Here is a 26,312-nt window from a genome sequence, read left to right as displayed (position 1 = left end):
GGATCCTTCAAATTACCGTTAGTTCGCTAAGTTGTACTTTTGAAGGGGGATATAGTACAATTAACACTGGTACATTTGATGGAGGTGACCGTAATGGCAACTGATGAAACGATGTTTTTTAGCTTTGATAAGTTACACGAAAAAAACGTCAAAGAGACCCTTAAGACGGTTTATGACGCCCTGGAAGAAAAGGGCTACAATCCAATCAATCAGATCGTAGGTTACCTGTTGTCTGGTGACCCTGCCTATATTCCACGCCTAAATAACGCCCGGAATCTAATTCGGCAACACGAACGCGATGAAATTATCGAAGAGTTAGTTCGTTCCTACCTAAAGAATAGTGGGGACGTAAAATAATGCGCCTGTTAGGTTTAGACGTGGGTTCTAAAACAGTGGGGGTTGCCGAAAGTGATCCTCTTGGTTGGACGGCCCAGGCGGTTGAAATTATTCCAATTAACGAAGATGAAGAGGTCTTTGGCTTAGAGCGGGTTGCCGAACTAGTTAAACAACGCCAGGTGGCTGGCTTTGTCTTGGGTCTCCCTAAAAACATGAACAATACAGAGGGGCCCCGGGTTGAAGCGTCACGCCGTTATGGTGAGCTTTTAAAAGAACGGTTTGGTCTACCCGTGGATTTTCAAGACGAGCGTCTGACCACCGTTCAGGCCCACCGGATGTTGGTCGAAGAGGCTGACGTATCCCGGCGTAAACAAAAAAGGGTGATTGACGAATTAGCAGCTACCTTAATTTTACAAAACTACTTGGACCGGCACGGTAAGTTGACCGCCGAGTTATAGGAGGAAATGTCATGAGTGACCAAACGCCACGTGACGAGGGTGAAATTTTCACCTTAGTTGATGAAAAGGGAAACGAAGAGCTCTTTAAAGAAGCAATGCGTTTTCAATCTCCGGAAACTGGAAAGTGGTACATTTGCTTGTACCCGTTGGATGAAGAAAACGATGAAGAAGTTGGAATTCAAGCCTTCGCCTTTGAAGAACCGGCTTCCGACGATGATGAATTACAATTAATGCCGATCGAAAATGATGCCGAATGGGAAATGGTCCAAGAGGTGTTAAACACCTTTATTGATGACGACGGTAATTTTACGGCTTAATTAAAAACGGGGGGAGAAGCGGGTGCTTCTCTCCCCGTTTAATTATGCTCAGCAAGTTGGGTGGCTTTTTTAGTATTGGCAAAGTGGAGCTTGGCATACTGGTTAAGGTCAACGCCTTTTTTGATGAGCTTAGCAGCTACCAGGTCGACAGCGTGGCCGGCCCCAATTGGTAAGGTGATCCCAGCTTGCTCAGAGAGTTGATTCATAGTCAACAGTGAGTAATAACGGGCCACGATGGAGGCAGCCGCTACGGCCACATGAGCCTGTTCACCCTTGGTTTTAAAGTGGACCCCGTGGCTGATAATCACTGGCTGACCTTTTAGGTAGTTGAAGTAGGTCTGCTCGCTGACGAATTGGTCGATGAGGATTGCTTGTGGTTGTTCCGGGGCAATCTGTTTTAGCACCTGGCCGAGAACGTAATTATGACACAGGGCCTTGAGCTGGGCCTGGTTATATTTTTTGATCCGGGCGTTGTAGTCAGCGGGCTGGAGGTTTAAAACCTCGGTTGGACAGCTAGCGAGAATCTTTTTAGCCAGACGAATAATCTCCGGATCGGTAATTTTTTTTGAATCAGCAACGCCCCAACTTTTAAGGGTGGCAACCCGGTCGCTACAGACATAGACAGCGGCGGTAGTTAGTGGGCCAAAATAAGACCCGACGCCAACCTCATCAGACCCCAGAACCGACCAATTAGCAAACCCGGCTGGAAGGCCGGAAATTTGCGGAGCAGTGTCTTGTTCCTGGTTATCATTGGGATCTTGCCAGCGAGCAGCTTCCTGCTTGGCTAAGGGACCTTGAAACATCACCTTATGACTCTTTTCATATCCAGTTATGGTTACCCCCTTGGCCTTGGCTAAAAAAGCTGCCCCGGCTGGTAAGTGGCCTGGGGCCTGATAAGTTACCTTCATCTTGGTAAAAGTCGCGTTGTCGACTTTAATCACTATGTTCATAGGAACCACCTTTCTGTTACAATCCCTACAATAGCAAATCTAGGGCGTAAATGCTAAAATAGTCAGTGAAATTTTAGGAGTGGAACACATGATCCTTACTGCAATCATTATCATCATTCTAATGGGATGCTGGATCCACGGTCGGCGAATGGGACTAATTGGCCTGGTTATTTCGACGGTGGCTTATTTTTTAGCGTGGGTAATGGCGCGGTTGGGGGCCAAATTTGTTGGACCTGCCATTGCAGGATTTTTACCCACTATTAATGATAGTTCAAAGTCTACTGTAACTAGCTTGTTAACAACAAGTACTAGTGAGTTCTTCTACAGTGGGGTTAGCTTCATGCTGATCTTTTGGGGAATTACTTTCTTGTCACGTTGGCTCTTGCACCGGTTCAACTGGCTTCGCCGGGTACCGGTGGTTGGGACGGTCAACGGGTGGGCAGGTGGAGCGTTAGATTGTCTCTTGGGTTACCTAATCATTTTTGTCTTTTTATTCATTTTTCAGCTCCTTCCAGTTGCATGGTGGCAAAGTCAGCTGGCGGACTCAGGACTTGCTCAGTGGATCATCAATCAAACCCCTGGAATGGCTAAGGTGGTCATTTCATGGGTTATGTAAGGAGAGGAACAATTGACAATGAACCATAAAATCTTAGAAACACTAGAATATGACCGGGTGAAGGGACAGCTGGGACAGTACGTGGTTTCAGCAACCGGCCGTCTGGAACTAGCGAAGTTAGTTCCCCAGTCTGACTATACAATCATTCACCACTGGATTGAAGAGACTGAAGACGGGGCGGACCTTTTACGTCTGGTGGGGGGGATCCCCCTTCCGCAGCTAACTGATGTGTCGCCCCAATTAAAACGCCTGAAGGTTCAGGCCAGCCTGAATGGAACCGAGTTAGCCCAAATCACTAATGTACTTAGGACCAGCATGGCGGTCCAAAATTTCTTCGATGGTTTAGAAGAAAAGAAGATTCGTTTGCGGACAATTGATAACCTGGTGATCTCGTTGGTAACGATTCCAGAAGTCACCCGACGCCTAGCTCGCTCAATCGATCCGGATGGGCGAGTGACCGATGAGGCTTCTACTAAGCTCCACGGGGTTCGGCAACTAATCACTCAAACTGAAGCGGAGATTCGTCATGAGCTGGAACGCTACACCCGGGGAAAGCAGGCTAAGAAGCTGTCTGAGCCAATCATCACCGTTCGTAACGATCGCTACGTGGTTCCAGTTCTAGCCCGTTACCGGAACCAGTTTGGTGGGGTGGTTCATGATCAATCGGCTTCCGGGCAGACCCTGTATATTGAGCCGAGAAGCGTAGTGGAATTAAACAACCGTTTACGCCAAGCTCAAATTGAGGAACGCCAAGAGGTACGTAAGGTTTTAATTGAGTTGTCTAACTTAGTTCGCCCCTACCGAAATGATATTGCCAAGAATGCCAATCTACTTGGCCACTTGGATCTGATCAACGCTAAGGCTAAGCTTGCTGAAGCGATGAAGGCTAGTGTCCCAGTCTTAAATCAAAATGGAGAGGTAAACCTACGTAAGGCTCGTCATCCATTAATTGACCCGGCAAGGGTAGTGGCAAACGATATCACTCTGGGTAAGGCTTACCAAGCCATTGTGATTACGGGGCCTAACACCGGTGGGAAAACAATTACCTTAAAGACCCTCGGCTTGATTCAACTGATGGCCCAGTCAGGGATGTTCATCCCGGCCAGTGAGAATTCATCGGTTGCTATCTTTGATAATGTTTTTGCCGATATCGGTGATGAACAGTCCCTGGAACAAAACTTATCTACTTTCTCGGGGCATATGGAAAACGTTAAGCGGATCCTAGAGCAGATCACCGATCGTTCGCTAGTCTTACTTGACGAACTTGGGGCTGGGACTGACCCTAAAGAAGGGGCCGCCCTGGCGATGGCAATTCTTGATCAAATTGGAGCAGTTGGAAGTGAAGTGGTTGTGACCACGCACTATCCGGAGCTTAAGGTTTACGGCTATGACCGTGCTAAGACAATTAACGCCTCGATGGAATTTGATCAGGAGACTTTAAAGCCGACTTACCGCCTTTTGTTAGGGGTGCCGGGACAGTCTAACGGGATTGCGATTGCTAGGCGGTTAGGAATTAGCCAGGCAGTAATTGAGGAAGCCTCCTCCTTAGTTTCCGATGACAGTCAGGACCTTAATAAGATGATTGGTGACCTGGTTGAGCAGCGTAAGCGGGCCCGAGAAGAAAACGAACGCCTAGAAGAACTGGTTGAGCAAAACACAGCTACCAAAGAGAACTTAGATGCTAAGCTGGACCGTTTCAACGAGCAACGGGATAAGCTACTTGAGCGGGCTCGCTCGGAGGCAAACCACGAGGTCGCCCAGGCTAAGAAAAAGGCCAACCAGATCATTCACCACCTCCGCCAGCTGGAAATTCAGGGGTCAGCAATTAAGGAGAATCAGCTAATTGATGCTCAGGGAGCTTTAAATGCCCTCCACAAGGATAATCCACGTTTAAGTAATAATAGTGTCTTGCGTCGCGCCAAACAAAAACACCAACTTAAGGCTGGGGATCACGTTAACGTTAAGTCATACGGCCAGCAAGGAGTTTTATTAAACAAACGGGGCAACCACAAGTGGGAAGTCCAACTGGGAATTTTGAAAATGGCCATTGATGAGGCCGACTTAGAGAAGATCTCGGCAAAACAGGCCAAACAACAGGAGAAACAGCAGGGTCAGCCACGAAAAATGGCAGTCCGGACAATTCAGACTCGTCAGACCAGTGCCCGTCTCGACTTGCGGGGACACCGTTACGAAGAGGCAATGAGCGAACTGGCCTCCTTCATCGATCATGCTCTGTTAAATAACCTTCCGTCAGTAACCATTATTCATGGGAAGGGAACCGGGGCGCTGCGGAAGGGGACCCAGCAGTATTTGCAAAGTAACCCCCGAGTTAAGAATTTTGAATACGCTAGTCCAAATAATGGGGGCGATGGCGCAACGATTGTTTACTTCTAGATTTAATAAGCTCCAAATAAAAAAGAGTGTGTATTCATGCTTTTTTATTCAAACGGGGATAAGGGAGGTTGTGACGAACCGTTGCAGCCTCCCTTTTTGAAAGCGAGCAAGGAAACACGTTCTTTTAAGGACGTGATGAGTTGCCCTTCTTTTATACTTAAGAAAGTTTCACGAGGCTTGTATTTTGTCATAAAGCGCGGTTAACTAGGAAAGTATGAATTTTGGTGAAATGAGGAATGACGGATGCAACTCCGACAAGAATTAGAAAAGAATCGGTCCATGATTGTCGCTACTATCGTCATTGGGGGGATTACGGGGGCTAGTTCGGCTAGCTTGAGTCTCTTTCTGGACTATGTTGAGCGCTTATTTTTAGGCTTCCAAGAAACTAACCGGATGCCAGTTAACTTAGAAGCTAGTGCCTTACATCGGGGACTATCGGTCTTTTTGGGGGCTATTATTGCTGGTGGCGCCTGGTATCTGCTACAAAAAAAGAGTTACCGCCCGGTGGGATTGAAAAAAGCAGTCGCTGGTGAGCGGATACCGCTTACTCACACCCTCATGCACGTGTTAACTCAGATATTCTTTGTGGGAACGGGAGGGTCGATCGGCCGTGAATTAGCACCACGGGAAGCGGGGGCAGCCTTTGCCCAGAAGTGGGAAGAAATTACAGGTCGTCATGGCGCCCTGGCTCTAAGTGAAGAAGATAAGCGTCTCTTAATCGCTGCCGCTGCCGGAGCCGGCTTTGCCGGGGTCTATATCGCCCCAATTACGGGAGCATTCTTTTGTATGGAGCTCTTGTATAAAAAGATTACCCCCCGAGCGATCGCTGTTTCCTTGACGATGTCCTCAATTGCAACGATAATTGGAGGCCAGGTAAAGGGCTACGGTCCTTACTACTTAGTTTCTGCCCGCGAGTTATCGCTACGCCTCCTACCCTATGTCATCATTGTTGCCCCATTGATGGGAGGACTGGGCTACTTGTTTGGTCTAGCAATCAAGGCCTGCAGTGCCAGGCGTCCTCACACGGCAAAGATTTTAGTGACCTTTCCCATTGTCGGGGTGGTGACCGGAGCGGTAGCTGCCATCTACCCCCAGATCATGGGAAATGGGCGCGGCCTCGCCCAACTGGCCATGTCAACAACTATGCCGACCCGCTTGGCCATTGTTGCCTTGTTCTTTGGCCTAGTCGCCAAACCGGTTGTCACCCTAATGACAATTCGCTTCGGTGGCTACGGGGGTGTCTTAACCCCGTCAATTTCGATTGGAGCGTCCTTGGGAGTGCTGTTTGGGATGGTCTATAGCATGTTTGTACCAGGAATTCCCTTCGCCCAATTTGCCATCGTTGGGGCGGTGGCCTTTTTGGCTTCTTCGCAAACGGCACCTTTAATGGCCTTGTTTATGTTACTTGAGGTTTGTCACCTGGCCAGTGGTTCTTTCTTAATGCTGGCTCTTTCAGCAGGGATATCAATTGCCGTTAATAAGTGGTTAACCAATTCTAAATAATAAAAGCTCCCAGTACTGGGAGCTTTTATTATTTAAGTGAACGTTGCTTTTTTTTCTTCTTACGTCTGAAAAACCCGCGCTTTTTGGGGGCCTCTTCAGTGGTTGTTGGCATAACCGGGTGGATAAACTCGACCAATTCGGTTCGTTCCGAATCAGCCGCGTCCTTAGGATCATTTTGAACCAGGAAGGTGACTGAGTGGTGGCCACGTTCTTGGAGATCGGCTTCAGTGACCGTACAAAGTTGGAATTCAATTTCCTGCGCCAAAAACCCAGCTTCCAGGCTAAAGGAAGTGGTTTCCTTGTCTAGGGCTAGTCGTTCATCAACAATTGGCCCCCCTAGTTCCCAAAATTGCTGGGTTGCTGTGGCCTTTTTTAAGGTGAGATCGCCCATCCCTAACTGGGCGGTCAGGGCAACCAGTTCGTCTAAGTCGGCGACGGGATATTCACGGGCGAGGTCCTTACCGATCCAGTAAAGGATTCCCTCCGTTTCCTTCCCTAAAAGAGCGGGGAGAATGACGTCACGGAGGGTAGCGGGACCCAGACCTCGGTGGCTATTAATTAAGTGATCGTAACGTGTTTGAGTCATTTTTTAAACTTCCTTCTTTAGCAATCCATTTTATTATACCGGAAATCATGATCACGGCGGGAGACTTAAGAAAAATTTAGGGTGAGGATTGCAAAGCACTTTAATTTGGGCGAAAATAAGGTTTTAAGTTGTTGAAGAATAGAAAGGGTGAAGATAAATGGATAATCGCCCAATTGGAGTGATGGATTCAGGATTGGGAGGCCTTTCGGTTGTCCGAGTCATCCAGCAAGAGTTACCCAATGAAGAGGTGATCTTCGTTGGTGATCAGGGTCATTTCCCATATGGTACTAAGGATCCAGCAGAGGTTCGCGGCTTGGCACTTTCGATCGGCTCCTTTTTACAAAGAAATGATGTTAAGATGATGATCATTGCTTGTAATACAGCCACGGCAGCTGCGCTACCAGCCCTCCAAGATAAGTTGCCAGTTCCCGTGATTGGTGTTATCGAACCTGGGGCTCGGGCGGCCCTTGTTCAAGATAAGAAGGGAGCAATTGGCGTGATTGCAACGACGGCGACCATCAACTCTGGTGCCTACCCAGCGGCGATTGAGAACTTAGCCCCCGGAACTCCAGTAATTACTCAGGCAACCCAGCCGATGGTTAAGGTTGTTGAGCGTGGCCAAACCGGCACAAGTACAGCTCAAGAGGTTGTAGATGAACAGTTGGCTCCCTTTAAGGATCAGCCGATCAAGACCTTGATTATGGGCTGTACGCACTTTCCGTTTTTAGCCCCAGAAATCAGCCGAACGCTGGGTAAGACGGTTACCCTTGTTGATCCAGCCAAGGAAACGGTGGCAACAGCGAAAAAGTGGCTAGAAGATCACCAGTCCCTTGGTAACCATGTTCACCCCCAGTACTATCTGTATTCGACGGGGAATCTGGCTGACCTACAGGCAGGGGTTAATAAATGGTTATTATCTGGTAAGTTTAGGTTAGAAATCGCAGAAATTAAAGAGGGGGATTAACGTGTCAACTTTAGTTATTGCAACTAAAAACCCTGGTAAGGCCCGGGAATTTCAGGAAATGATGGCTTTAAAGGGGATTGAAGTTAAGACATTAGCAGATTTTGCCCCGATTGAGATTACCGAGGATGGGCAAAGTTTCGAAGAAAACGCCCTTAAAAAGGCAGAGGCAACGGTGGCGGCCTTGAATCTACCGGTGATTGCCGATGATTCAGGTTTAATGGTTGATGCTTTAAATGGGGAGCCGGGGATTCACTCGGCTCGATACGCAGGTGACCATGATGACTTTGCCAATAACCAAAAGTTATTAGAGAATCTGGCGGGTATTCCAGACGAAAAGCGCACCGCCCATTTCTATACCACAATTATCGGGTTAAAGCCAAATGGGGCAAAAGTAGTTGCTAATGGCCACGTTAACGGACATATTCTGCGCAAACTAACTGGAACGCACGGTTTTGGTTACGACCCGCTCTTCTTTGTTGATGAATTGGGCGAGGCAATGGGGAATTTGACGGATGAACAAAAGAACGCCATTAGCCACCGGGGACGGGCGTTAAAAGAGTTAATGATAAACTTTGAAGAATGGTGGGAAGCATAATGAAAGCACTATTTATCAGTGACAATCACGGGGATGCGGATATCCTGATCAAGGTCAAGAAAGCTTTTGAAGGCCAAGTAAACGCTATGTTTCACTGCGGAGATTCAAACTTAAGTCCTGATGACCCAGCCCTTATCGGCTATCAGGTTGTGGTTGGTAATACCGACTGGGATCCATTCCCGCGGATCGTTAACCAAGTAGTGGATGGGGAACGAGTTTTCGTTACTCATGGTCACCTCTATCAGGTTAATCATGGCCTGCTGAAGCTTAAGTTAGCGGCTGAGGAGCTGGGTGCCTCAGTAGTTGCCTACGGGCACACTCATCAGCTGGCCTGTCAGGTGGTGGATGGGATTTTACTCGTGAACCCGGGGTCAATCAGTCAGCCCCGAGGGGAGTATGACTACCTGGGTGGAACCTTTGCAACCGTTGAAACAACCCCGACCAGCTTCATTGTTCGCTATTACAACCGGGACCTCGTCTGCGTGGGGCTTGATAAGCGTTTCAAGCGTTAAAAATTGAATTAACTAATAAAAGGCGGCCTTCAATGTAGGGCCGCCTTTTATTAGTTTAACAGGAAAGTAATGGCGCTTATAGAATCCGCCATTATGGTTTAATGACCGGGGTGTCCCCAATCATTTTGTAAGGGAATATTTGCCTGATTGAGTTCCTTTAAGTAGGCTGCTAAACAGGTGGCAGCCACGCTTCCCTGGCTACCGGAGCGTGCGGTGATGACAATCCGAAAGACAAGGCGTCCCATTGCATCGGTGGTTGGTCCGGTGATGGTTGGCTTTTCAACTAGACCGTCAATTCTTTCAACTAGCTGGGGGCCTAAGTGTTCAATGACCTTCTCTAACTTATCTAAGGGAGTAGTAGGAAGAATTTGAATGTCAACGTTGGCCGTCAGGTTGTGACGAGAAAAATTTTGGACCATCGTGATATTCCGATTCTGAATGAAGGTTAACGTTCCATCGGAAGAGAGAACCTGGGTGGTTCGTAGGCCGATTGCGGAGACCGTTCCCTTGGTTGTGCCAATTTTAACTACATCGCCTACATCAATTTGTTGTTCCAAGAGAATGAAAAAACCGTTTACAACGTCGGCGACAAAGCCCTGGGCCCCAAGCCCCAGGGCGATCGAAAAGATTCCAGCCCCTGCTAAAAGGGTCCCGACTGGAACCCCGATTAAAGACAAGATGGCGTATAGTAAGAAGAAGTAGCAAGTGTAGCGAAAAATATTAAGGGTTAGGGCGTGGAAGGTGGCTGCCCGATGAGTTCCACCGAGGAGTTGAATCCGCCGACTTTGATGAAAGGCAGCGTCAATAATTAGCCGACCGGCCCACAGAATCCCCAAAAAGATCACAAAAGCCAGGAGAATGGAAAGAACTCGGTCACCAAGGTTCTTAATAATCGCATCCCAATTGAGGGTGGTAAAGTAGCGGCTAATCTGATTGGCCTGATTGGTCAGCGATGCTGTTGCAGAAAGTATCATGAAATCGTCCCTTTATTCTGAAATTACCGTTGTTCCTTATGATAACAATCCAGAGGGATCTCCGGCAAATCAATTTGCGGTCGATACTTAATAATGCTATCCTTAAAGCTAAATAAAGGAGGTTTCACTATGACTGTTGGACAACTTGCGGGGTTAGTTGCAGCCTTAGCGTTAGTCGTTTTAGTAATTTTTATCGGCTGGTTTTTGGTAAAGGTGGTCGCAGCAATTCAAGATGCGATCAAAAGCGTGGAACAACTCACTAAGGATGTTGATACCTTAAGTGGGGAATTAGAAGAGATTTTAAAAAATAGCAACACCCTTTTAGAAGATATCAATAAAAAGGCAGTTCAAGTTGATCCAGCCGTTCAGGCAATTGCTGACGTAGGTCAGAGTGTTTCAGATGCCAACCAAGCCTCCCGGAATCTGGTTGAAAATTTGGCAAGCCGGCGGGAAAAGCGTCACAATGGTTTCATGAAGTCGGCGGCTCAGATGATGGCAATGAGTGTTGTTAGTCGGGTTTTTAAGCGTACTAAGAATAAGTAGGGGGAATAAAGAATATGTCGAAGAAGTTTGTAACGGGGTTAGCATTAGGTAGCCTTGTTGCTGTTACTGCTTATAAGGCACTGGGTGAAGATAAACGACGGGCTCTTAGTCAGAGTGTTCAGGGGCATTTTTTAGATCTCGTGGACCACTTGACGGAATACTCTCTGTTAGCCCTGGATGTTGTTGACAGCAGGGTTGGTGACTATCAAGACACCGCCAGCAATAAATTTGATATGGTTAAGGATACCTTAAAAGACCAAGTAAATAAGGTTGGCGATCACTTCACCAATGATAACTTCGATGCTCAAACTGAACAGCTTCGCCAAACTTTGGCCCAGGCGCACCAGGCAGCACCTGAAGAAGACATCGTGATTGATCAAACCAAGGATGCAAAGAAGACGACTGAAGACGCTGAATAACAAAACAAGGGATGATGAAAAGCCTCTGGTGCTCAAACTGAGTACCAGAGGCTTTTCATTATGATACTTAGAATTAGTTGAAGGATTGTAGCTCTTTTGTGGTGTGGGTGAAGGGAAGACAGCCATCTTTGGTGATGTGAACGCAGTCTTCGATCCGGACGCCAGCAAAGCCAGGGATGTAGATTCCTGGTTCAATTGAGAAGCACATTCCAGGTTCTAGAAGCATATTATTTCCTTCCATGATGGATGGGAATTCGTGCTCACTCATTCCCATCCCGTGGCCAAGGCGGTGGATGAAGTATTCACCGTAGCCAGCCTTTTCGATCACATCTCTAGCCACCCGATCAAGTTCAGCAGCCGTCATGCCTGGCTTAGCAGCTGCCTGGGCGGTTAGCTGGGCCTCCAAGCAGACCTTATAGATATCTTTTTGGCGTTCGTTTAGATTTCCTACGGCGATTGTCCGAGATGCATCTGAAATGTAGCCATCGTATATTGTCCCTAGGTCAAATAAGACCAGTTGGTTATCTTGAATCATGCGATCGCTGGTTGCTCCGTGTGGTTCAGCGGCATGAGGACCCGCTTGGATCAGTGTTTCAAACGACATTTGCATGATTCCGTGCTTTTTGAGGGCGTATTCCAGCTCAGCGGCTACGGCTTGCTCACTTTGACCGACGTGGACGGCTTCGAAACCAACTTTAAAGGCGAAGTCGGCCCACTTACCAGCCTCGTTAAGTTTATCGATTTCGTCGGCGGACTTAATTAAGCGCATCTGTTCGATTGTTGGGGTCAGATCAAAATTAAAATGGGCGTTTGTAAATCGTTCCTTTAGGGCCCGTAACCGGGTAACGGTTAAAAAGCCAAGCTCAGCGCCCCACATTTTAGGATTAGCAACTCGCTTCTTAACTTCAGCTGCAATCATTTCAAAGGGGGCTTCGTGGTCCAGGTAGCCGTAAACAGGGAACGGCCAACCGGTTCCCTTGATGGCCTCAACTTCCAGGGCGGGGCCAAACAAGAAGGGGTCGTGGTCCGGAAAGACCAGCAGGGCGAGTACCCGTTCTACTGGATCGGAGCCAAAGCCAGTAAGGTATTTGATAGTCATTGGATCACTCAAGTAGGCGACGTCAAGTTCCTTTTGGGTGATGATTTCTTGCAGGTGATGTAATTTTTGGTATTGCATAGAGGTGTTCCTTTCAAGGTATAAAGTTAGTGGTCATTAAATTGATTATAACGCAAATTACCCATAAGATTGATCCATAAAGTTGCCCTTTAATGGGAACTTTGCTATATTATGGATTGGAATGAAAACTTATGAAAACAGAATAGATCAAGAAGGAGAGCATCATGCAAAAACAATCAGTAACCATTTATACGGTTGCGCGTGAAGCCCGGGTCTCAATGGCTACGGTCTCGCGGGTTGTCAACGGAAACCCGAATGTTAAACCGGAAACCCGGAAAAAGGTTTTAGACGTTATTAAAGAGTTAAACTACCGCCCTAATGCGGTTGCTCGGGGGTTAGCTTCCAAAAAGACGACAACGGTGGGGGTTGTTATCCCTGACGTGACTAACGACTACTTCTCCAAGCTAGCCCTTGGGATTGACGACATCGCTTCAATGTACAAGTACAATATGATCCTGACTAACTCCGATGCTGATGACCGCAAGGCTTTACAAGTGGTTCGGAGTATGATGGCTAAACAGGTTGACGGGATTATTTTCATGGGTCACGATATTTCCGAGGAATTGAGCCTGGAATTCTCTTCCTCTGCGATTCCAGTGGTGGTGGCTGGTTCAGTTATTAATGATGAGAACTTACCGGCGGTGCGGATTGACTACCAAGCGGCTACGGAAGAAGCCATCCAATACCTGTTAGAACACAATAATGATAAGGTTGCCCTGGTAATTGGTTCAAAGACCAGCACGATCAACGCTCAGCTCCGGATCCCGGGCTACCAAAAGGCCCTTCAAGAAGCTGGACAACCTTTTGATGAAGGACTAATCTTTGAAGCCCATGATTCCTATCGCGAAGGTTACGATCTAACTCAACAAATTTTAGACAGCGGAGCTAAGGCAGCCTTTGTTTCTGACGATGGGATTGCAGCCGGTCTTTTGAACGGTTTAACAGATCACGGCGTTAATGTGCCGGAAGAATTTGAATTGATTGCCGCAAATGATACCAAGTTAACAGAAATTACCCGGCCGAAGATGACCTCGGTTACCCAACCGCTTTATGATATTGGTGCTGTTTCAATGCGCCTGTTGACCAAGTTGATGGGCAACAGTCAAGAGGGAGATGGTCAAGAAAATGGTAGTGAACAAAACGTTATCTTGCCACACGGCTTTGAGGAACGCCAAACGACCCGTTAATGAAATGGGGGTACGGTTGTGATATCAAGAGCAGAGTACCAACGCCAGCAACAAGCGCAAGATGTTGTGCCACAAGAGGAAGTAAAAATGGTTCCTCACCCAGTTCGGCGCCACTTTCTACTAGCCCTGATGACCGTTTTATCAACCCTCGTTTTTATGATAGCCGTCTTAGCTAACGGAACGGTCTTAAACAAATCCTTTGCTAAGAAGGAACTTACTAACTCAACTTTAACAAGTAGCCTCCAAAATACAGTCAACCAGAGTGTTAGTCAGAGTGGCTACACGGGGACGGTAGTGAGCACAAAGGAGGCTAATCAGCTGATTGAACAGGTAATTGATGATGTTTATGAAGGCCGTGAGATTAACGTTGATTTGTCTGGAATTGAAAGCTCAATGGTTAGTCAGGCCAGTCAGCAATTGACACAGGCCTTAGGGATTTCAGTTAACTTGAACAACAGCTCGGTGGTCAACGCAATTGAAAATCAGGTGACCCAGCAGGTTAATCAGGAGTTAAACACCAGCCAACTTCAAGAAGTGACTAGTGCCATTAAAATAGGTAAGTTAGTCACCAACGTGATGTTGGTTATTTCGTCGGTGGTCCTACTGTTATGTCTTGTAATTGCGGTCTTTTTCAAGACGGTGTCATTTCCGATCACGATCGGGGATGCGATGGCGTGGGTAAGTGTCTTATTTGCAGGGGGATTACTTGCCCTTAGCTTTTATCAGGGATCACTTACTACGGATACCAGTCTTAATCCCTTAATTACGCAGGTTGAGACTGATGTCATCAATAAGGGCTGGTCACTATTAATAATCCCTGCGAGCCTATTTATTTGTTGCCTAATGGTTAGGGTCTGGCGCCGGATTTGGGGATAGGCTTGAAAAATAAGCATTAGTTTAGTATAATTTGACTGTTTGTTATCATTTAAAGAAAAGAGGAGTTAGTTCATGTCAGGACATTCAAAATGGCATAACATCCAGGGTCGTAAAAATGCTCAGGATGCTAAGCGTGGTAAGATTTTCCAAAAGATTTCACGTGATTTGTACCAAGCCGCTAAAGCAGGTGACCCAGATCCCGACAACAACCCTCAACTCCGGTTGGTGATGGAAAAAGCACGGGCTGCTAACATGCCGAAGCAAAACATCCAACGGGCAATTGACAAGGCCACCGGTGCCGGTGGGGCCAACTTTGAAGAGATTACTTACGAAGGTTACGGTCCCGGTGGGGTTGCTGTGATGGTCTTCTGTTTGACCGACAACAAGAACCGGACGGCTGCGGCCATTCGTTCCGCATTTACCCACTCTGGGGGTTCATTGGGGGCCAACGGGTCCGTTTCTTACATGTTCAACCGCCAAGGATTAATTGAAATTCTTCGTGACGGTCTGGACAAGGACGAAGACGATATGTTGATGGACGCACTTGATGCCGGTGCCGAAGATATGAAGGCTGAAGACGATAAGTTCCAAATCTTTACCGACCCGTCTGCGATGACATCCGTTCGGGATGCCTTACAAGATCAAGGTTACGAACTGGAAACAGCTGAAGTAACGATGATTCCGGAAAACCAGACAAAGGTTCCATCTGATAAGGTTGGTCAATACCAACATCTGATTGACGAATTAGAAGCCAACGATGATGTGGCTGACGTTTACGAAGCAGCCTACGTTGACGATGCCGATCAAGGCGAATAAAAGGTAATTTCAATCATCCTAATGGAGGAGTTGTAACAAGTTTGTTACAACTCCTCCATTTGCTTACATAGCTATCTTTTTTAGGTGACAGAGAAATAACGGTAAATCACAATCGTTTCATTCGAAATGTAAATGTAAAAATTCATGATTACGTCACAGTTATACTAATGTTTTACTTATCTTTTGTAATGATGCGGTAATTTATTTCGTTTATATTAAGGGGGCCTTGTAAAAGGATAAATATTTAAAGGATGTGAACAATTATTAAAAAGAATTTAGTACTCAAGTGTGCAGTTACCCTAGGTTTTGGAGCTGTTGGCTTGGCTGCCGCCGGAGCAACCGCCCATGCGGATACAGTTACGATTCAAAAGGGAGATACGGTCTGGGGATACTCTCAGCGTTATCACGTCTCAATAGACAACATTATTAATGCCAACCATCTAGAAAACCCTAATTTAATTATTGCTGGAAAAACAATCTCGATTCCAACTAAGGAGACAACTAGTACTTCGAGCACGAGTGCAACAGTTTCCTCATCTGGAGTGGCTTCCACAGTCAATGCTACTAGTGATTCTTCAAGTACTGCAAACGCTGTCGGTTCTACGTCAGACACCGCAAGTGCAGTTAGTCAAAGTGGTGTCGCCAATCAAGGTACTGGTGTAACGAGTGCGAATAGTGCTACAGATATGTCTTCAGATAGTGATAGTGCCGTTTCTTCTTCGGCTGAGACTGTAAGTTCAGCAAGTTCGGGGGCAAGTACGGCAAATACGACCATGATGACCATTGCTTCTTCGGCCTCATCGTCAAGAACAACGAAGCTCGCCACTTCCACGACCACCACAACGGCCTCGACAACTTACACAGCCGCTCAGGCCGTTGCTCGGGCCCAATCCGTCATTGGAACGCCGTACGTTTATGGTGGAAACACTATAAGTGGGTTTGATTGCTCCGGGTTAGTTCAGTGGGCATATGGCTTGGGTTCCAGTTACCGAACAACTTATCAACAACAAACATTGGGAACTCACCATTACGACGTTGAAAATGCGCCGGCCGGGGCAATTGTCTTCTTTGGTTCTGACAGCGCACCGTCCCACTGTGGGATTTCCCTCGGAAACGGGACCTTTATCCAGGCCCCAACTCCTGGTCAATCTGTTAAGATTACGAGCATGTCATCTTACGCGCCTAGCTACTACGTAGTTGTTAACTAAGAATAAAATTGCACTACCTTTTTATCCCTGGGCGTCTCAAGTGAGGCGCTCTTTTTTGAGGATAGTCCATTCAGCGGTAAATTACCCTTCATCAAAAACAGGTTGAATTTTCAGCCTGTTTTTTGTGTTTTTTCGTTACCTCGAGACGTTTCTTCGTACTTAGTAGTTAAGGAGGGATTTAACGTGGAAACTTGGTTACGAAAGGAAATGGCCACCATGATTGGTGAACGAGTTGCCGATGCATATATACTTCCCCACCAGGGACGTTATCGGCTTGCCTCATTTGAAAGTGGACGGATTAAGGAACGCCGTTCTTTATCAAATGAAGGGGGGCGCCAGGTGATTGCTTACTTTAAATACCGTGCCAACATGGCTGTTACCGAACACCGTCGTCCCCAATCAGGAGGAATTAGTTGGCCGACGGGTATGGGGATAATTAATCTGCGTCTATCAACGGTGGGAGACTTTGCGGGCCGTGAATCGTTGGTAATCCGCTTTATCTATCCCGTTAGCGAGGATTACCAATTGCTAGTACCAACTCAATGGCAATCCCTGCATCAGCTAGTACTTAACCGTGGGCTGATATTATTTGCGGGACCGCTAGGGGCGGGAAAGACAACGACCATGTATCGGTTGGCTAGGGAGATCAAAAAAGATCAGATAGTGATGACAATTGAAGACCCCGTTGAGATTGAAGAGCCCTGGTTTATCCAAACCCAAGTAAATGAACTGGCAGGGATGAGCTATCAAGAACTCCTGCGGGTTAGTCTTCGCCACCGTCCCCACGTACTGATCATCGGTGAAGTTCGTGATTCGATGACGGCGAAGATGGCGATCCGGGCGGGATTGTCTGGTCAACTTGTTTTGGCAACGGTTCATGCTCGTAGTGCTGCCGGAGTTTACTCGCGAATGAATCAATTGGGGGTTAGTGAGGTTGACCTACTTCAGGCTGTTACTGGAACCTGCTATCAGCGCCTACTTCCCCTCAGGCAGGGAGGGGTTGCCGTGTTATTTGATCTTGCAAAACAATGTAAACTATCGAACGAAAACGTAATGAGCACGGTCTGGCACCAACACTTACGGGAGGCAGTAAAAGATGGGAAGATCACGCAGGAAACGGCTAAAAAGTTCGCGGCCGGCTAAGATGAAGGCGGGGCAGTTGGCTGACTGGTTACTATTTTTAGGAGATGGGATTGACCGGGGAATCAGTCTGCGCCGGCTTGTCAATATGTCGGCTCGGCTCTACCCCAAGTGGAAGGAAATGTTTAATGAAATCGATCAGGCAATGTTGACGGGAATGCCTCTTGCTGAGGCGATGGCGCCGTGGTTATCTATTGACACATATTACCAGTTACGTTTAGCAGAGCGGCACGGTAAATTGGGTGATACCATTCATCAGTTGGGACACTTCCTATCTCTACAGGCGAAGCAGCGGGCTCGCCTACGAGCAGCTATGCAGTATCCACTAATCCTGCTTACCTTTTTAGCAGTGGTTGTCATTATGGTAGTTCACTTTGTCCTGCCTGAGGTTAGTAATTGGGGCAGTGGTAGCCCAGCTTTGATTCCTCCGGTAGTTAAAACGGTGGGATTAACACTGGTGGGGGTGCTATTGGGTGGAGGGCTTTTGATAGTTACTAGGTGGTTTTCCATGAATCCTGAGCAGCGAGTACGGTTTGTGTGCGCCTTGCCAGTTCTCGGTCAGCCAACCCGATACTATTGGGGTTATTATCTGGTTGCTAACGTGGCGGTAATGGTCGAAAATGGGATGTCATTACAAGAAATTAACCGATTAGTGGGTAAGTTTGATCAACGCTCGATGCTGTATCTAACTGGAAAGCGAATCAGTGATGCATTGTCACGAGGACAACCCCTTGAGCGGGTACTTGAACACCTAAACTACCTGCCTAAAGAGCTACCCTCATTCTTAAATCGGGGGCTAACACAGCAAGAACTTGGTGAGGAACTAGCGGCCGTGGCCCGGCTAAATTTTAAACGCCTGTCGTTACGGTCAGCACAGTTACTGGAATTAACCCAACCTCTTATTCTAATTATCCTCGCTGTGGTGGTAGTGGTTATGTATTTAAGTATTCTGATGCCAATTTATCAATCTTTACAGGTGGTGGAATAAATGCTAAAAAAATTAAATAAAAAGGTAGTAAAAGGGTTTACTTTAGTAGAAATGACAATTGTCTTATTTATCATTAGTTTGCTAATCTTAATTATCGTTCCAAATCTTGGGGTCCAGCGGAAGCATGCGACCTCAGTCAATCAAGAAGCGTTAGTTAACATGATTCAAAATCAGGTTGAACTTTATCATGATGATACTGGGGATGTACCGACTGGATTAGATCAGTTAGAGAAAGGTGATTACCTAACAGCAAAGCAGGTACGACAAGCTAACCGCGAAAATATAACGATTCAAGATGGCCAAGCAGTGGTTCAATAAGCGTTGGTGGGCCTTTACGATGGCGGAAGTAGTCATTGTTTTAGGCTTAGTAGCAGTTGTAATTGTAACAACAACGGTCCCCTACCAAAAACGAAGTGTCGAGCAAAGTGAGGAGCAGTTCTGGCGGAACGTGAGGCAACGATGGCAAGAGGCGCAGACAAGGGCACGTGTTGAGCACATCACGACTTATATTTACCTTCGAAACCAAGAAGGGCGGGGGATCACGTTTTCCTATCTCCGGGGTGGTAAATTTGTGAATGAAAGAGTTCACTTACCTAAATCATTAAAAATATATACAGGAATAAGGACGGTAAGTATTTACCAAGGTGGTTTTGTGAGCCCTCAAACGTGGGTATTTGTATCCCCGGAGACGAGGACTGAATATGATATGAAAATTCAGATGGGATGGGGGGGATACCGTGTGGAAAAGAAATCTATTTCGAAGCATGCACCCGTCATTTCTAATCGCTGAGCAGCTAATTGCGCTGACGATTTTAGCAATGGTAGTGACCAGTTTGATTATGGTCACTCAGCAGGTCGGTGATAAGCGCCGGAAGTTGGAACGTGATTTATTAGCTAGCCGCTTGGTAAAGGAAGCAACGGATGAAGTGATGTTGGGCAATAAGTACGTTGAAATTAGTCGCCAAGGGATCCATATCCAAGCGACATTACGGGGAGCCAGGGCTATTGATGAGGAGAATAAGATCCTGGTAACCGTTGGGGGTGATTGATATGCGACAGCAGTCTTTTACAATGGCTGAAGCGATAGTTGCCCTAATGTTGATGGTTTTGGTCGTAAATTTATTTGGTCTGGTAATGGGGAGCTATCAGAAACTAGCCAAAATAGACGCATCGGAACCAACAAACTGGTACCTATTTATCGATGAATTAGAGTCAACGGAGCATCGGTTTGAATTAGTTAAGGTAACCAGTAATAATATAATCTTGTACAGTGAGAAGTCAGGAAAACCTTATCGGATGCAGAAAAACAAGGATGATACCATTATCTTTTTAAGTGTGGTAGGAAAGGGAGGCTACCTTCCTCTACTGGAAGGAAAGCTCCATAAATTAACTTGGCAGCAATTAGATCAAAGGCGGGTTCGATTTACGTATACGGGAGGACGTCATGAACAAACAGCGGTGGTTTGCTTTGCAGCACCGAGCAACTAGCATTTTATTGGCGATGATGGCGCTGGTGGGGGTAACGGCACTTGTAGTCACTGTCAGTAACTATATGACAAACCAGGAACGCATCGCTCGACGTTTAATCCAGGAACAAAAAGACGAAGCAGCTGCCAATTTAAGACAAGCAAATTCGGCTGCTGTGAATCAAGATGGCACAGGGCTGGGAAAGCAAGGGCTTCCTTGAATTTGTGAACAAAACTAGGTAAAATTAATTCATCTAGGATTTTGAAGGGAGTGACCACGACTGGAACGTTTAAGTCCAGAAACGTTATTCGAGCCGTTTGACAAGGCGACACAGTTGCTCCAAACGGCTTTAGCTAGTTCATACCTGGATGCTTTTCTCGAAAACGCCGAAAACTTGGTTGATGGGGGAAAGGTCCGGGTTGAAGATGGGGTTCCGGATACGGAAACGACAGCGAAGTTAGTGCAATTATACCGGTCAATTGACCTTAGCTCAGCTGATCGTGAAACTAAGCGCCGTCTCGTACAGTTGGAGATGTTAAAGGTGACTCAAAAGGATGCAATCCAAGCGACACACCAGATGACACCAGATTCGATTGGGATGCTGATGGCCTCACTAATTGAGCGGGTGACTAAGATTGACCACCCCTACCGGATTTTGGACCCGGTTGTTGGGACGGCTAACTTACTAACAACGGTGATGAATCACTTACAATCGGTGACCAATCAACCTATTGATGGGTACGGGGTTGATAATGATGAATCGATGCTGGGCGTTGCGTCCGTTTCAACCCAATTGCAGGACCTTCCGGTCAAGTTATACCACCAGGATTCAATTCGGGACTTGGATGTCCCCCAGGTTGATTTAGTGGTGGCCGATTTGCCGGTTGGTTATTACCCATTGGATAATAACACAAAGAAGTACCGGACCCGGGCAGGGGAGGGTCACTCCTATGTTCACCACCTGCTGATCGAACAGGCAATAAACTACTTGTTACCTGGAGGGTTTGGGGTCTTCTTAGTTCCTAAGACGTTATTCCAAAGCAAAGAAACGGCGGGATTAGTTGAGTGGATTCAATCAGTTGCTTATCTGCAGGGGTTAATTAATCTCCCAGATGAGCTGTTTGCTAATCCACAGGGGGCCAAGTCGCTCCTTTTGTTGCAACGTCAAGGTGGTACGAGTCACCAGGCGAAAAAAGTTCTATTGGGAACGTTTCCATCGATAAAGAACCGTCCTGAGTTTATTGCCTTTATCCGCGAAATTGATAATTGGGTGGTTAAAAATCTTGCCCCCAACCAAATAAAGGAGAATTTGTAATGTCAAAAACGATTGCTGTTAATGCTGGTAGTTCAACTGTTAAGTTCAAGCTGTTTGATATGCCAAGTGAGAAAGTTGTTGCTGAAGGAAATATCGAACGGATTGGAATGGACATGGGCCATGCCAAGATTAAGTATGGTAATGGTCAAGTCAGTGAAGAAGAAAAGCCATTCCCCACTCATGGGACGGCCGTGTCTTACCTGCTTGAGCAATTAATCGGTCTTGGGATCGTCAAAGAATACCACGAAATTAATGCCGTTGGTCACCGGATTGTTGCTGGTGGTGAATTCTTCAAGGACTCAGTTGTCATTGATGATGATGTGATGCAAAAGATTAGCGAATTAGCAGAATATGCTCCGCTTCATAATCCAGCTGAATTACAAGGGATCAAGGCCTTTAAGCAGGTCTTGCCGGATGCCTTTGCAGTGGCAGTCTTTGACACTTCTTTCCACTCTAACATGCCGGACATGAATGCTCTTTACTCTGTACCTTACGACTGGTACGAAATGTATGGTGCTCGCCGTTACGGTGCCCACGGTACTAGTCACCGTTACGTCGCTTTACGGGCAGCTGAAATGCTGGGTAAGCCGTTAGAAGACCTTAAACTGATCACCTGTCACATTGGGGCCGGTGCATCTATTACGGCTATCAAGGATGGAAAGTCCTTTGACACCTCAATGGGCTTCTCCCCGTTGGCTGGGGTAACGATGGCAACCCGTTCAGGGGATGTTGACCCATCCCTGGTTGCCTTTGTTCAATCTAAGCTAGGAGTTTCTAGCGAAGAAATGATTGATCTATTGAACCATAAGTCTGGGTTGCTGGGGCTTTCTGGTCTGTCTGCAGATATGCGTGATGTTCAAGCTGCTGCCGAACATGGTAACAAGCAATGCAAATTAGCGCTTGAAATCTACGAAAATCGCGTGCTAAAGTACATCGGTTCCTACCTAGCGGAACTTGGTGGTGCTGATGCGATTGTCTTTACGGCTGGAGTTGGTGAAAATGATATTGACTTCCGCCAAGCAATTGGTGATAAACTAGCTTACTTTGGAGTTAAGGTTGACCCTGAAAAGAATAACGTTCGGGGTGAAGAACGTGATGTTTCTGCTGACGACGCTAAGATCAAGGTTCTATTGATTCCAACCGATGAAGAATTAATGATCGTTCATGATATTGAACGACTTCGCAAACAAGCCTAAGGGTTTGAATGAGCGGGAAGCCTGCGGGTTTCCCGCCTTTTGTTTAGGAGGAAAAATGGAGTATGTAATTTCAGATACGCATTTCTTTCACGAGCAGTTGTTGGGAGTTGACAAGTTTGCTCCACGTCCCTATCAAAGTGTGGATGAGATGGATCAGGTCATGATCGACAGCTGGAATACTCGGGTTAATGACAGTGATACCGTGTATCACCTTGGCGATATTGCGGTCAACTATCAAAATCACCGACCGGAACGGGAGGTAAACCAACAAATAGCGGCGTTGTTAGATCAATTAAAGGGGCACTTGGTATTGATAAAGGACAATCATGACCGACGCAGCTTATTTAAGTACCTAGCTACTCATAATTTCAATTTAGGTAAGCAGATGAAGTATGAATTTCATGATGTTGGTAAGCTAATTAAGTATGATCATCATCAGCTCTATCTGACTCATTATCCGATGATGCTGGGGAACGCCCCGCAGATTATTAACCTCCACGGTCATATCCACCACTACATGGTTCCAACGACAACGAACATAAATGTTGGTGTCGACGCACCAGAATTAGACTACCTAGACCCACGGCCGAGCTTTGGAACCCCGCTATCTTTTTCAAAGGTAATGAAGATGATGGCTAAAAAGGTCGCCGTGGTCAAGCAATCTGGGGACGTGGTATGATGGAAAAATAGTGAAAGGAAGTGACCTAGGTGAATCGGGCACGAATTCAGGAATTAATTGAGCAGCGGATGGCCCAGCGAAAGGGACTTTATCAGGTGACATTAGAAGATGCCACCCATTTCACCCTCAATGGCCACCCTTACATTTTAAAGGAAAATTATCGGGGGGCTTTTGATGGCGAACGTTTAGCGGATCGTTTCAGTCCGCTTTTAACTAAGTACGACTATATTGTTGGGGACTGGGGCTATGATCAGCTACGCCTGAAGGGCTTCTATGCGCATACCAAGTCTAGCGCGGAGGATCAGAGCATTACTTGCATCAAGGACTACTTGATGGAAGAGTGTAATTTTGGGTGCCCGTACTTTATCATCCAGAATCTGGAGGTTATTCAGCCTAAGAAATCTCGTCGATCACGGATGCGGCGCCGGGGGCGGACGGAGATTAATGAAGAAAAGAGAGGCCTTAAGGAACCGATTATTAATCACCATCGTAACCGGGAGATTCATCGGGTGAAGGGAAAGGGTAACCATTCTAAAATGGTTGTCCGCAAGAGAAGGGATAGCTAATGCAGAAACGAAGTTACCAGGGATACTTTATTGACTTAGACGGAACAATGTACCGGGGTAAGGAGAGGATTCAACAGGCCCCCGGTTTTGTGAATCGATTAAAAACGGCCGGGAAAAGGGTCCTTTTTGTGACTAACAACTCGACACGTTCACCGGAAGAAGTGGCGACCAATTTGAGTAAAAATCACCAAATTATGGCTCGCCCAGAAGACATTTACACAACTGCCCTTGCCACTGCTGATTACTTAGCTCAGCATGCGGGAAACCACCGGCGGGTTTATGTGATTGGCGAGCGGGGGCTCAAGGAGGCTTTAAGTAGTAAGGGATTTGAATTAACTGCTGAGCGCCCGGACTACGTTGTCGTGGGATTGGACACCCAAGTTACTTACCAGAAGCTCGAAATTGCTGTTTTAGCGGTTCTTGCGGGGGCAACCTTTGTGGGGACCAACGCAGATAGCAACCTCCCTAACGAACGAGGATTGACTCCAGGAGCAGGATCACTCGTTAAACTGGTTGAATACGCAACGCAAACGAAGCCGATTATGATTGGTAAACCTGAGAAAATCATCATGGAGATGGCTTTAAAACGGGTAGGATTGGAAAAAGAGCAGGTTATCATGGTGGGAGACAATTACCATACTGATATTGAAGCGGGAATCAACGTAGGGATGGATACCCTTTTGGTTTACACGGGTGTGTCAACTAAGGAACAGGTAGCAAGAGAGGAGGTTCCGCCAACCTACACGGTGGATTCATTAGATGAATGGATGGTGGGATAGTTTAATTGACCAGGGACGCGCCTATTTAATAACGTTAGTAATGGTACTAGCGTGCTTGGGTGGTGCCCTTTTTGTTGTTACAAATGCATCATACTGGCTGGTTGATGGTCGACTAATGGGTGTTAGTCAGCATCTTGTTGACCATGATTACCTACGTATTTTGGGATATTTGCAGCTTCCAGGGATAAAGGGGGCAATGACCTTAGATTACCTACCGACGGATGGAAAAGTTATTCGTCATTTTAGGGATGTCCGGAACTTATTTTTAATGGCAGAAGGACTTACGTTATTTGCGGTTGTCGGTTCATGGTGGGGGCTTTGGTGGTCAAAGAAGCATTATCAACTGTGGCGACTACTGTCTACCCTACGGCGGGCAATGATTTTAATATTACTGGGATTACTTACGATTGGTCTTAACTTTGAACCTGCTTTCTTATGGTTTCACCAACACTTCTTCTCAAACATGGATTGGCTGTTTGATCCAAAAAAAGAGCCCCTCATTAACTTGTGGCCTGCCAGCTTCTTTATGACGTTAGCCATTGGCTGGGGGGCCCTTGTCGAGGGGTTCTTAGGAATACTATATTGGCGGATTAAAATGATATTACGCCGTTTTGTCTTTACTGAAACGGGCCTTAAAGAAGCCGACAACGGCAGGAATCAGCGTCACAATAATGATGGCCAAGATGATTAATGAGAAGTGTTCTTTAACGAAGGGCAGGTTTCCAAAGAAGAACCCAGCCCCGCAGCAGATAATAACCCAAGAAACACAACCAACAACACTGTAACGGATAAAACTACGATAGGCAAAGCCAGATCCAGCTGCTGCAAAGGGAGCGAAGGTCCGGATAATTGGCATGTAACGGGCGAGGATGATGGCGGGAGCACCATGTTTTTCGAAGAATTGCTCAGCCTTGGCGAGATTTTCTTTATCTATTAGACGCCCAAAGAGGGAGTGGTTAGAAAGTTCCTTCCCAATTTTATGTCCAATCATAAAGTTACATGAGTCACCCAGAAGGCAAGCTAAGAGAAACAGGGTGATGAAGATCCAGATGTTTAGGTTATAGCTTGGGTTAGCTGCTAGAGCTGCTGCCGCAAATAATAGGGAATCGCCTGGTAAGAAGGGGAGGATTACAGCTCCCGTTTCCACGAAGATAATGGCAAATAAAATGAGGTACGTCCAATCTCCGAAAGTATTAACGATTTGGATTAGGTGGACATCGATGTGTAAAATAAAATCAATTAAGGTCGACATAAAAGGCTCCTTTATACTTACTGGTTAATTACCGCTAAATTGTATCAAGACAATTCTAAATTGTGAAGGAAAGTCTTTATTCAATAGGCTGATGAACATTATCGTTTATGATCACTTGTGTTTCCGCTTATTGTTCGGTGTAATGGCGGTTTTGCTGTAATATCAGGGCCTTATATTCGCTTTTGGTAAAAATATAAAATTTATCCGTGAAACTATTGACACTTTTCGCTTTAGTGTGTATAGTTATATACCGTTGTCACGACATATATTACTTCAGTCAAAAAAGTGATAAAAAAGTTGTTGACAGCGATCAGCAACTCTGATATCCTATAAGAGTTGCTGATGCGACATTAAATTGCTTGTTTAAAAATATTTAAATATTTCTTGACAAGTTAAAATGTTCATGTTAAAATAATTAAGCCGGCTGGTTAAAACAATCGGTTGGCGGTAGACCTTTGAAAACTGAATAATGTTTCGACGAATCAAATGTGTAGGGTCC

The 26,312-nt window shown here is 46.3% G+C and carries 32 protein-coding genes; 27 read left to right on the top strand and 5 right to left on the bottom strand.

Annotation, left to right across the window (positions count from 1 at the left end; translation table 11 throughout):
* The first annotated feature begins 93 nt into the window (after positions 1–93).
* Genes AOQ57_RS04845 through AOQ57_RS04835 form a run of 3 tightly spaced genes read left to right on the top strand, consistent with a single transcriptional unit; the run spans position 94 to position 1,111 of the window.
* The gene (locus tag AOQ57_RS04845) at positions 94–357 is read left to right on the top strand and encodes an IreB family regulatory phosphoprotein (protein ID WP_093625735.1); all 264 of its coding nucleotides are present in this window, start codon (positions 94–96) and stop codon (positions 355–357) included.
* Positions 357–794: a Holliday junction resolvase RuvX gene (ruvX, locus tag AOQ57_RS04840; RefSeq protein WP_093625733.1), complete on the top strand. Its 438-nt coding sequence runs from the start codon at positions 357–359 to the stop codon at positions 792–794. Before AOQ57_RS04845 ends, ruvX begins: the two co-directional genes overlap by 1 nt.
* An 11-nt stretch (positions 795–805) precedes the next feature.
* Complete coding sequence (locus AOQ57_RS04835) at positions 806–1,111, top strand: DUF1292 domain-containing protein (protein WP_093625731.1); 306 nt, start codon at positions 806–808, stop codon at positions 1,109–1,111.
* A gap of 38 nt (positions 1,112–1,149) precedes the next feature.
* On the opposite strand, the gene rnhC is transcribed toward AOQ57_RS04835, so the two are convergent.
* Entirely contained in the window at positions 1,150–2,061 is a 912-nt protein-coding gene (rnhC, locus tag AOQ57_RS04830) for a ribonuclease HIII (RefSeq protein WP_093625729.1), read from the bottom strand.
* Positions 2,062–2,149: 88 nt separating this feature from the next.
* Between rnhC and AOQ57_RS04825 the strand changes: the two genes are divergently transcribed.
* The 3 genes from AOQ57_RS04825 (at position 2,150) to AOQ57_RS04815 (ending at position 6,574) form a co-directional block, all read left to right on the top strand.
* Entirely contained in the window at positions 2,150–2,677 is a 528-nt protein-coding gene (locus AOQ57_RS04825) for a CvpA family protein (RefSeq protein WP_093625727.1), read from the top strand.
* Between the two features lie 18 nt (positions 2,678–2,695).
* A complete protein-coding gene (locus AOQ57_RS04820) occupies positions 2,696–5,071 on the top strand; it encodes an endonuclease MutS2 (RefSeq protein ID WP_093625724.1) in 2,376 nt (791 codons plus the stop codon).
* A 243-nt stretch (positions 5,072–5,314) separates the two neighbouring features.
* On the top strand, positions 5,315–6,574 hold the full coding sequence (locus AOQ57_RS04815) for a chloride channel protein (protein ID WP_093625722.1): 1,260 nt from the start codon (positions 5,315–5,317) through the stop codon (positions 6,572–6,574).
* A 28-nt stretch (positions 6,575–6,602) separates the two neighbouring features.
* Here AOQ57_RS04815 and AOQ57_RS04810 read toward each other — a convergent pair whose 3' ends face one another.
* Positions 6,603–7,160 (bottom strand): YslB family protein, encoded by a 558-nt coding sequence (locus AOQ57_RS04810; protein WP_093625720.1) that lies wholly within the window; start codon positions 7,158–7,160, stop codon positions 6,603–6,605.
* 157 nt (positions 7,161–7,317) lie between these two features.
* On the opposite strand from AOQ57_RS04810, the gene murI reads away from it, so the two are divergent.
* From murI to AOQ57_RS04795, 3 genes are read left to right on the top strand one after another with little or no spacing between them, the layout of a single operon-like run.
* Positions 7,318–8,124, top strand: coding sequence for a glutamate racemase (gene murI, locus AOQ57_RS04805; protein ID WP_093625718.1), 807 nt, complete (start codon positions 7,318–7,320; stop codon positions 8,122–8,124).
* Position 8,125: 1 nt separating this feature from the next.
* Positions 8,126–8,719, top strand: a complete 594-nt coding sequence (locus AOQ57_RS04800; protein WP_093625716.1) for an XTP/dITP diphosphatase — start codon at positions 8,126–8,128, stop codon at positions 8,717–8,719.
* On the top strand, positions 8,719–9,231 hold the full coding sequence (locus AOQ57_RS04795) for a metallophosphoesterase (protein ID WP_093625714.1): 513 nt from the start codon (positions 8,719–8,721) through the stop codon (positions 9,229–9,231). Before AOQ57_RS04800 ends, AOQ57_RS04795 begins: the two co-directional genes overlap by 1 nt.
* Before the next feature lie 98 nt (positions 9,232–9,329).
* Here the strand turns inward: AOQ57_RS04795 and AOQ57_RS04790 are convergent, their stop codons facing one another.
* On the bottom strand, positions 9,330–10,205 hold the full coding sequence (locus tag AOQ57_RS04790; protein WP_093625712.1) for a mechanosensitive ion channel family protein: 876 nt from the start codon (positions 10,203–10,205) through the stop codon (positions 9,330–9,332).
* Positions 10,206–10,334: 129 nt separating this feature from the next.
* Between AOQ57_RS04790 and AOQ57_RS04785 the strand changes: the two genes are divergently transcribed.
* Positions 10,335–10,748 carry a DUF948 domain-containing protein gene (locus AOQ57_RS04785; protein ID WP_093625710.1) on the top strand — a complete coding sequence of 138 codons (414 nt, stop codon included), beginning with the start codon at positions 10,335–10,337 and terminating at the stop codon, positions 10,746–10,748.
* A 14-nt stretch (positions 10,749–10,762) separates the two neighbouring features.
* Positions 10,763–11,167, top strand: a complete 405-nt coding sequence (locus AOQ57_RS04780) for a hypothetical protein (protein WP_093625708.1) — start codon at positions 10,763–10,765, stop codon at positions 11,165–11,167.
* Between the two features lie 73 nt (positions 11,168–11,240).
* Here AOQ57_RS04780 and AOQ57_RS04775 read toward each other — a convergent pair whose 3' ends face one another.
* The gene (locus AOQ57_RS04775; protein ID WP_093625706.1) at positions 11,241–12,344 is read right to left on the bottom strand and encodes a M24 family metallopeptidase; all 1,104 of its coding nucleotides are present in this window, start codon (positions 12,342–12,344) and stop codon (positions 11,241–11,243) included.
* Positions 12,345–12,508: 164 nt separating this feature from the next.
* Here AOQ57_RS04775 and ccpA point away from each other — a divergent pair, with 164 nt between their 5' ends.
* The 16 genes from ccpA (at position 12,509) to AOQ57_RS04690 (ending at position 25,252) form a co-directional block, all read left to right on the top strand.
* Entirely contained in the window at positions 12,509–13,531 is a 1,023-nt protein-coding gene (gene ccpA / locus AOQ57_RS04770) for a catabolite control protein A (RefSeq protein ID WP_093625703.1), read from the top strand.
* Positions 13,532–13,549: 18 nt separating this feature from the next.
* Positions 13,550–14,407, top strand: a complete 858-nt coding sequence (locus AOQ57_RS04765; RefSeq protein ID WP_093625701.1) for a hypothetical protein — start codon at positions 13,550–13,552, stop codon at positions 14,405–14,407.
* A 72-nt stretch (positions 14,408–14,479) separates the two neighbouring features.
* Positions 14,480–15,223 carry a YebC/PmpR family DNA-binding transcriptional regulator gene (locus AOQ57_RS04760; protein WP_093625699.1) on the top strand — a complete coding sequence of 248 codons (744 nt, stop codon included), beginning with the start codon at positions 14,480–14,482 and terminating at the stop codon, positions 15,221–15,223.
* A 320-nt stretch (positions 15,224–15,543) separates the two neighbouring features.
* Positions 15,544–16,431 (top strand): C40 family peptidase, encoded by an 888-nt coding sequence (locus AOQ57_RS04755; RefSeq protein ID WP_235789007.1) that lies wholly within the window; start codon positions 15,544–15,546, stop codon positions 16,429–16,431.
* Positions 16,432–16,614: 183 nt separating this feature from the next.
* Positions 16,615–17,574 (top strand): competence type IV pilus ATPase ComGA, encoded by a 960-nt coding sequence (comGA, locus tag AOQ57_RS04750; protein ID WP_093625695.1) that lies wholly within the window; start codon positions 16,615–16,617, stop codon positions 17,572–17,574.
* Entirely contained in the window at positions 17,528–18,559 is a 1,032-nt protein-coding gene (locus AOQ57_RS04745) for a type II secretion system F family protein (RefSeq protein WP_235789006.1), read from the top strand. Before comGA ends, AOQ57_RS04745 begins: the two co-directional genes overlap by 47 nt.
* On the top strand, positions 18,560–18,877 hold the full coding sequence (comGC, locus tag AOQ57_RS04740; protein ID WP_093625691.1) for a competence type IV pilus major pilin ComGC: 318 nt from the start codon (positions 18,560–18,562) through the stop codon (positions 18,875–18,877).
* A gap of 419 nt (positions 18,878–19,296) precedes the next feature.
* Positions 19,297–19,608, top strand: a complete 312-nt coding sequence (locus AOQ57_RS04730; protein WP_235789005.1) for a hypothetical protein — start codon at positions 19,297–19,299, stop codon at positions 19,606–19,608.
* Position 19,609: 1 nt separating this feature from the next.
* Positions 19,610–20,047 carry a competence type IV pilus minor pilin ComGF gene (locus AOQ57_RS04725; protein ID WP_093625685.1) on the top strand — a complete coding sequence of 146 codons (438 nt, stop codon included), beginning with the start codon at positions 19,610–19,612 and terminating at the stop codon, positions 20,045–20,047.
* Complete coding sequence (locus tag AOQ57_RS04720) at positions 20,004–20,246, top strand: hypothetical protein (RefSeq protein ID WP_115873936.1); 243 nt, start codon at positions 20,004–20,006, stop codon at positions 20,244–20,246. The genes AOQ57_RS04725 and AOQ57_RS04720 overlap by 44 nt, the downstream gene beginning before the upstream one ends.
* Positions 20,247–20,306: 60 nt before the next feature.
* Positions 20,307–21,341, top strand: a complete 1,035-nt coding sequence (locus AOQ57_RS04715) for a class I SAM-dependent methyltransferase (protein WP_369688100.1) — start codon at positions 20,307–20,309, stop codon at positions 21,339–21,341.
* Positions 21,341–22,537 (top strand): acetate/propionate family kinase, encoded by a 1,197-nt coding sequence (locus AOQ57_RS04710; protein ID WP_093625679.1) that lies wholly within the window; start codon positions 21,341–21,343, stop codon positions 22,535–22,537. The genes AOQ57_RS04715 and AOQ57_RS04710 overlap by 1 nt, the downstream gene beginning before the upstream one ends.
* Positions 22,538–22,592: 55 nt before the next feature.
* Complete coding sequence (locus AOQ57_RS04705) at positions 22,593–23,216, top strand: metallophosphatase (RefSeq protein ID WP_093625677.1); 624 nt, start codon at positions 22,593–22,595, stop codon at positions 23,214–23,216.
* Positions 23,217–23,245: 29 nt separating this feature from the next.
* Positions 23,246–23,782, top strand: coding sequence for a YutD family protein (locus AOQ57_RS04700; protein WP_093625675.1), 537 nt, complete (start codon positions 23,246–23,248; stop codon positions 23,780–23,782).
* Positions 23,782–24,561 carry a 5' nucleotidase NucF gene (nucF, locus tag AOQ57_RS04695; RefSeq protein WP_093625673.1) on the top strand — a complete coding sequence of 260 codons (780 nt, stop codon included), beginning with the start codon at positions 23,782–23,784 and terminating at the stop codon, positions 24,559–24,561. The genes AOQ57_RS04700 and nucF overlap by 1 nt, the downstream gene beginning before the upstream one ends.
* Entirely contained in the window at positions 24,542–25,252 is a 711-nt protein-coding gene (locus AOQ57_RS04690) for a TIGR01906 family membrane protein (RefSeq protein ID WP_093625671.1), read from the top strand. Before nucF ends, AOQ57_RS04690 begins: the two co-directional genes overlap by 20 nt.
* Here AOQ57_RS04690 and AOQ57_RS04685 read toward each other — a convergent pair.
* Positions 25,163–25,813, bottom strand: a complete 651-nt coding sequence (locus tag AOQ57_RS04685; RefSeq protein ID WP_093625669.1) for a VTT domain-containing protein — start codon at positions 25,811–25,813, stop codon at positions 25,163–25,165. The two genes, AOQ57_RS04690 and AOQ57_RS04685, sit on opposite strands and share 90 nt — an antisense overlap.
* Positions 25,814–26,312: the final 499 nt, after the last annotated feature.

Source organism: Limosilactobacillus gorillae (assembly GCF_001293735.1).
Lineage (GTDB): Bacteria > Bacillota > Bacilli > Lactobacillales > Lactobacillaceae > Limosilactobacillus > Limosilactobacillus gorillae.
Note: the sequence above shows the minus strand (reverse complement) of the source record. Positions and strands in the feature narration are given on the sequence as shown.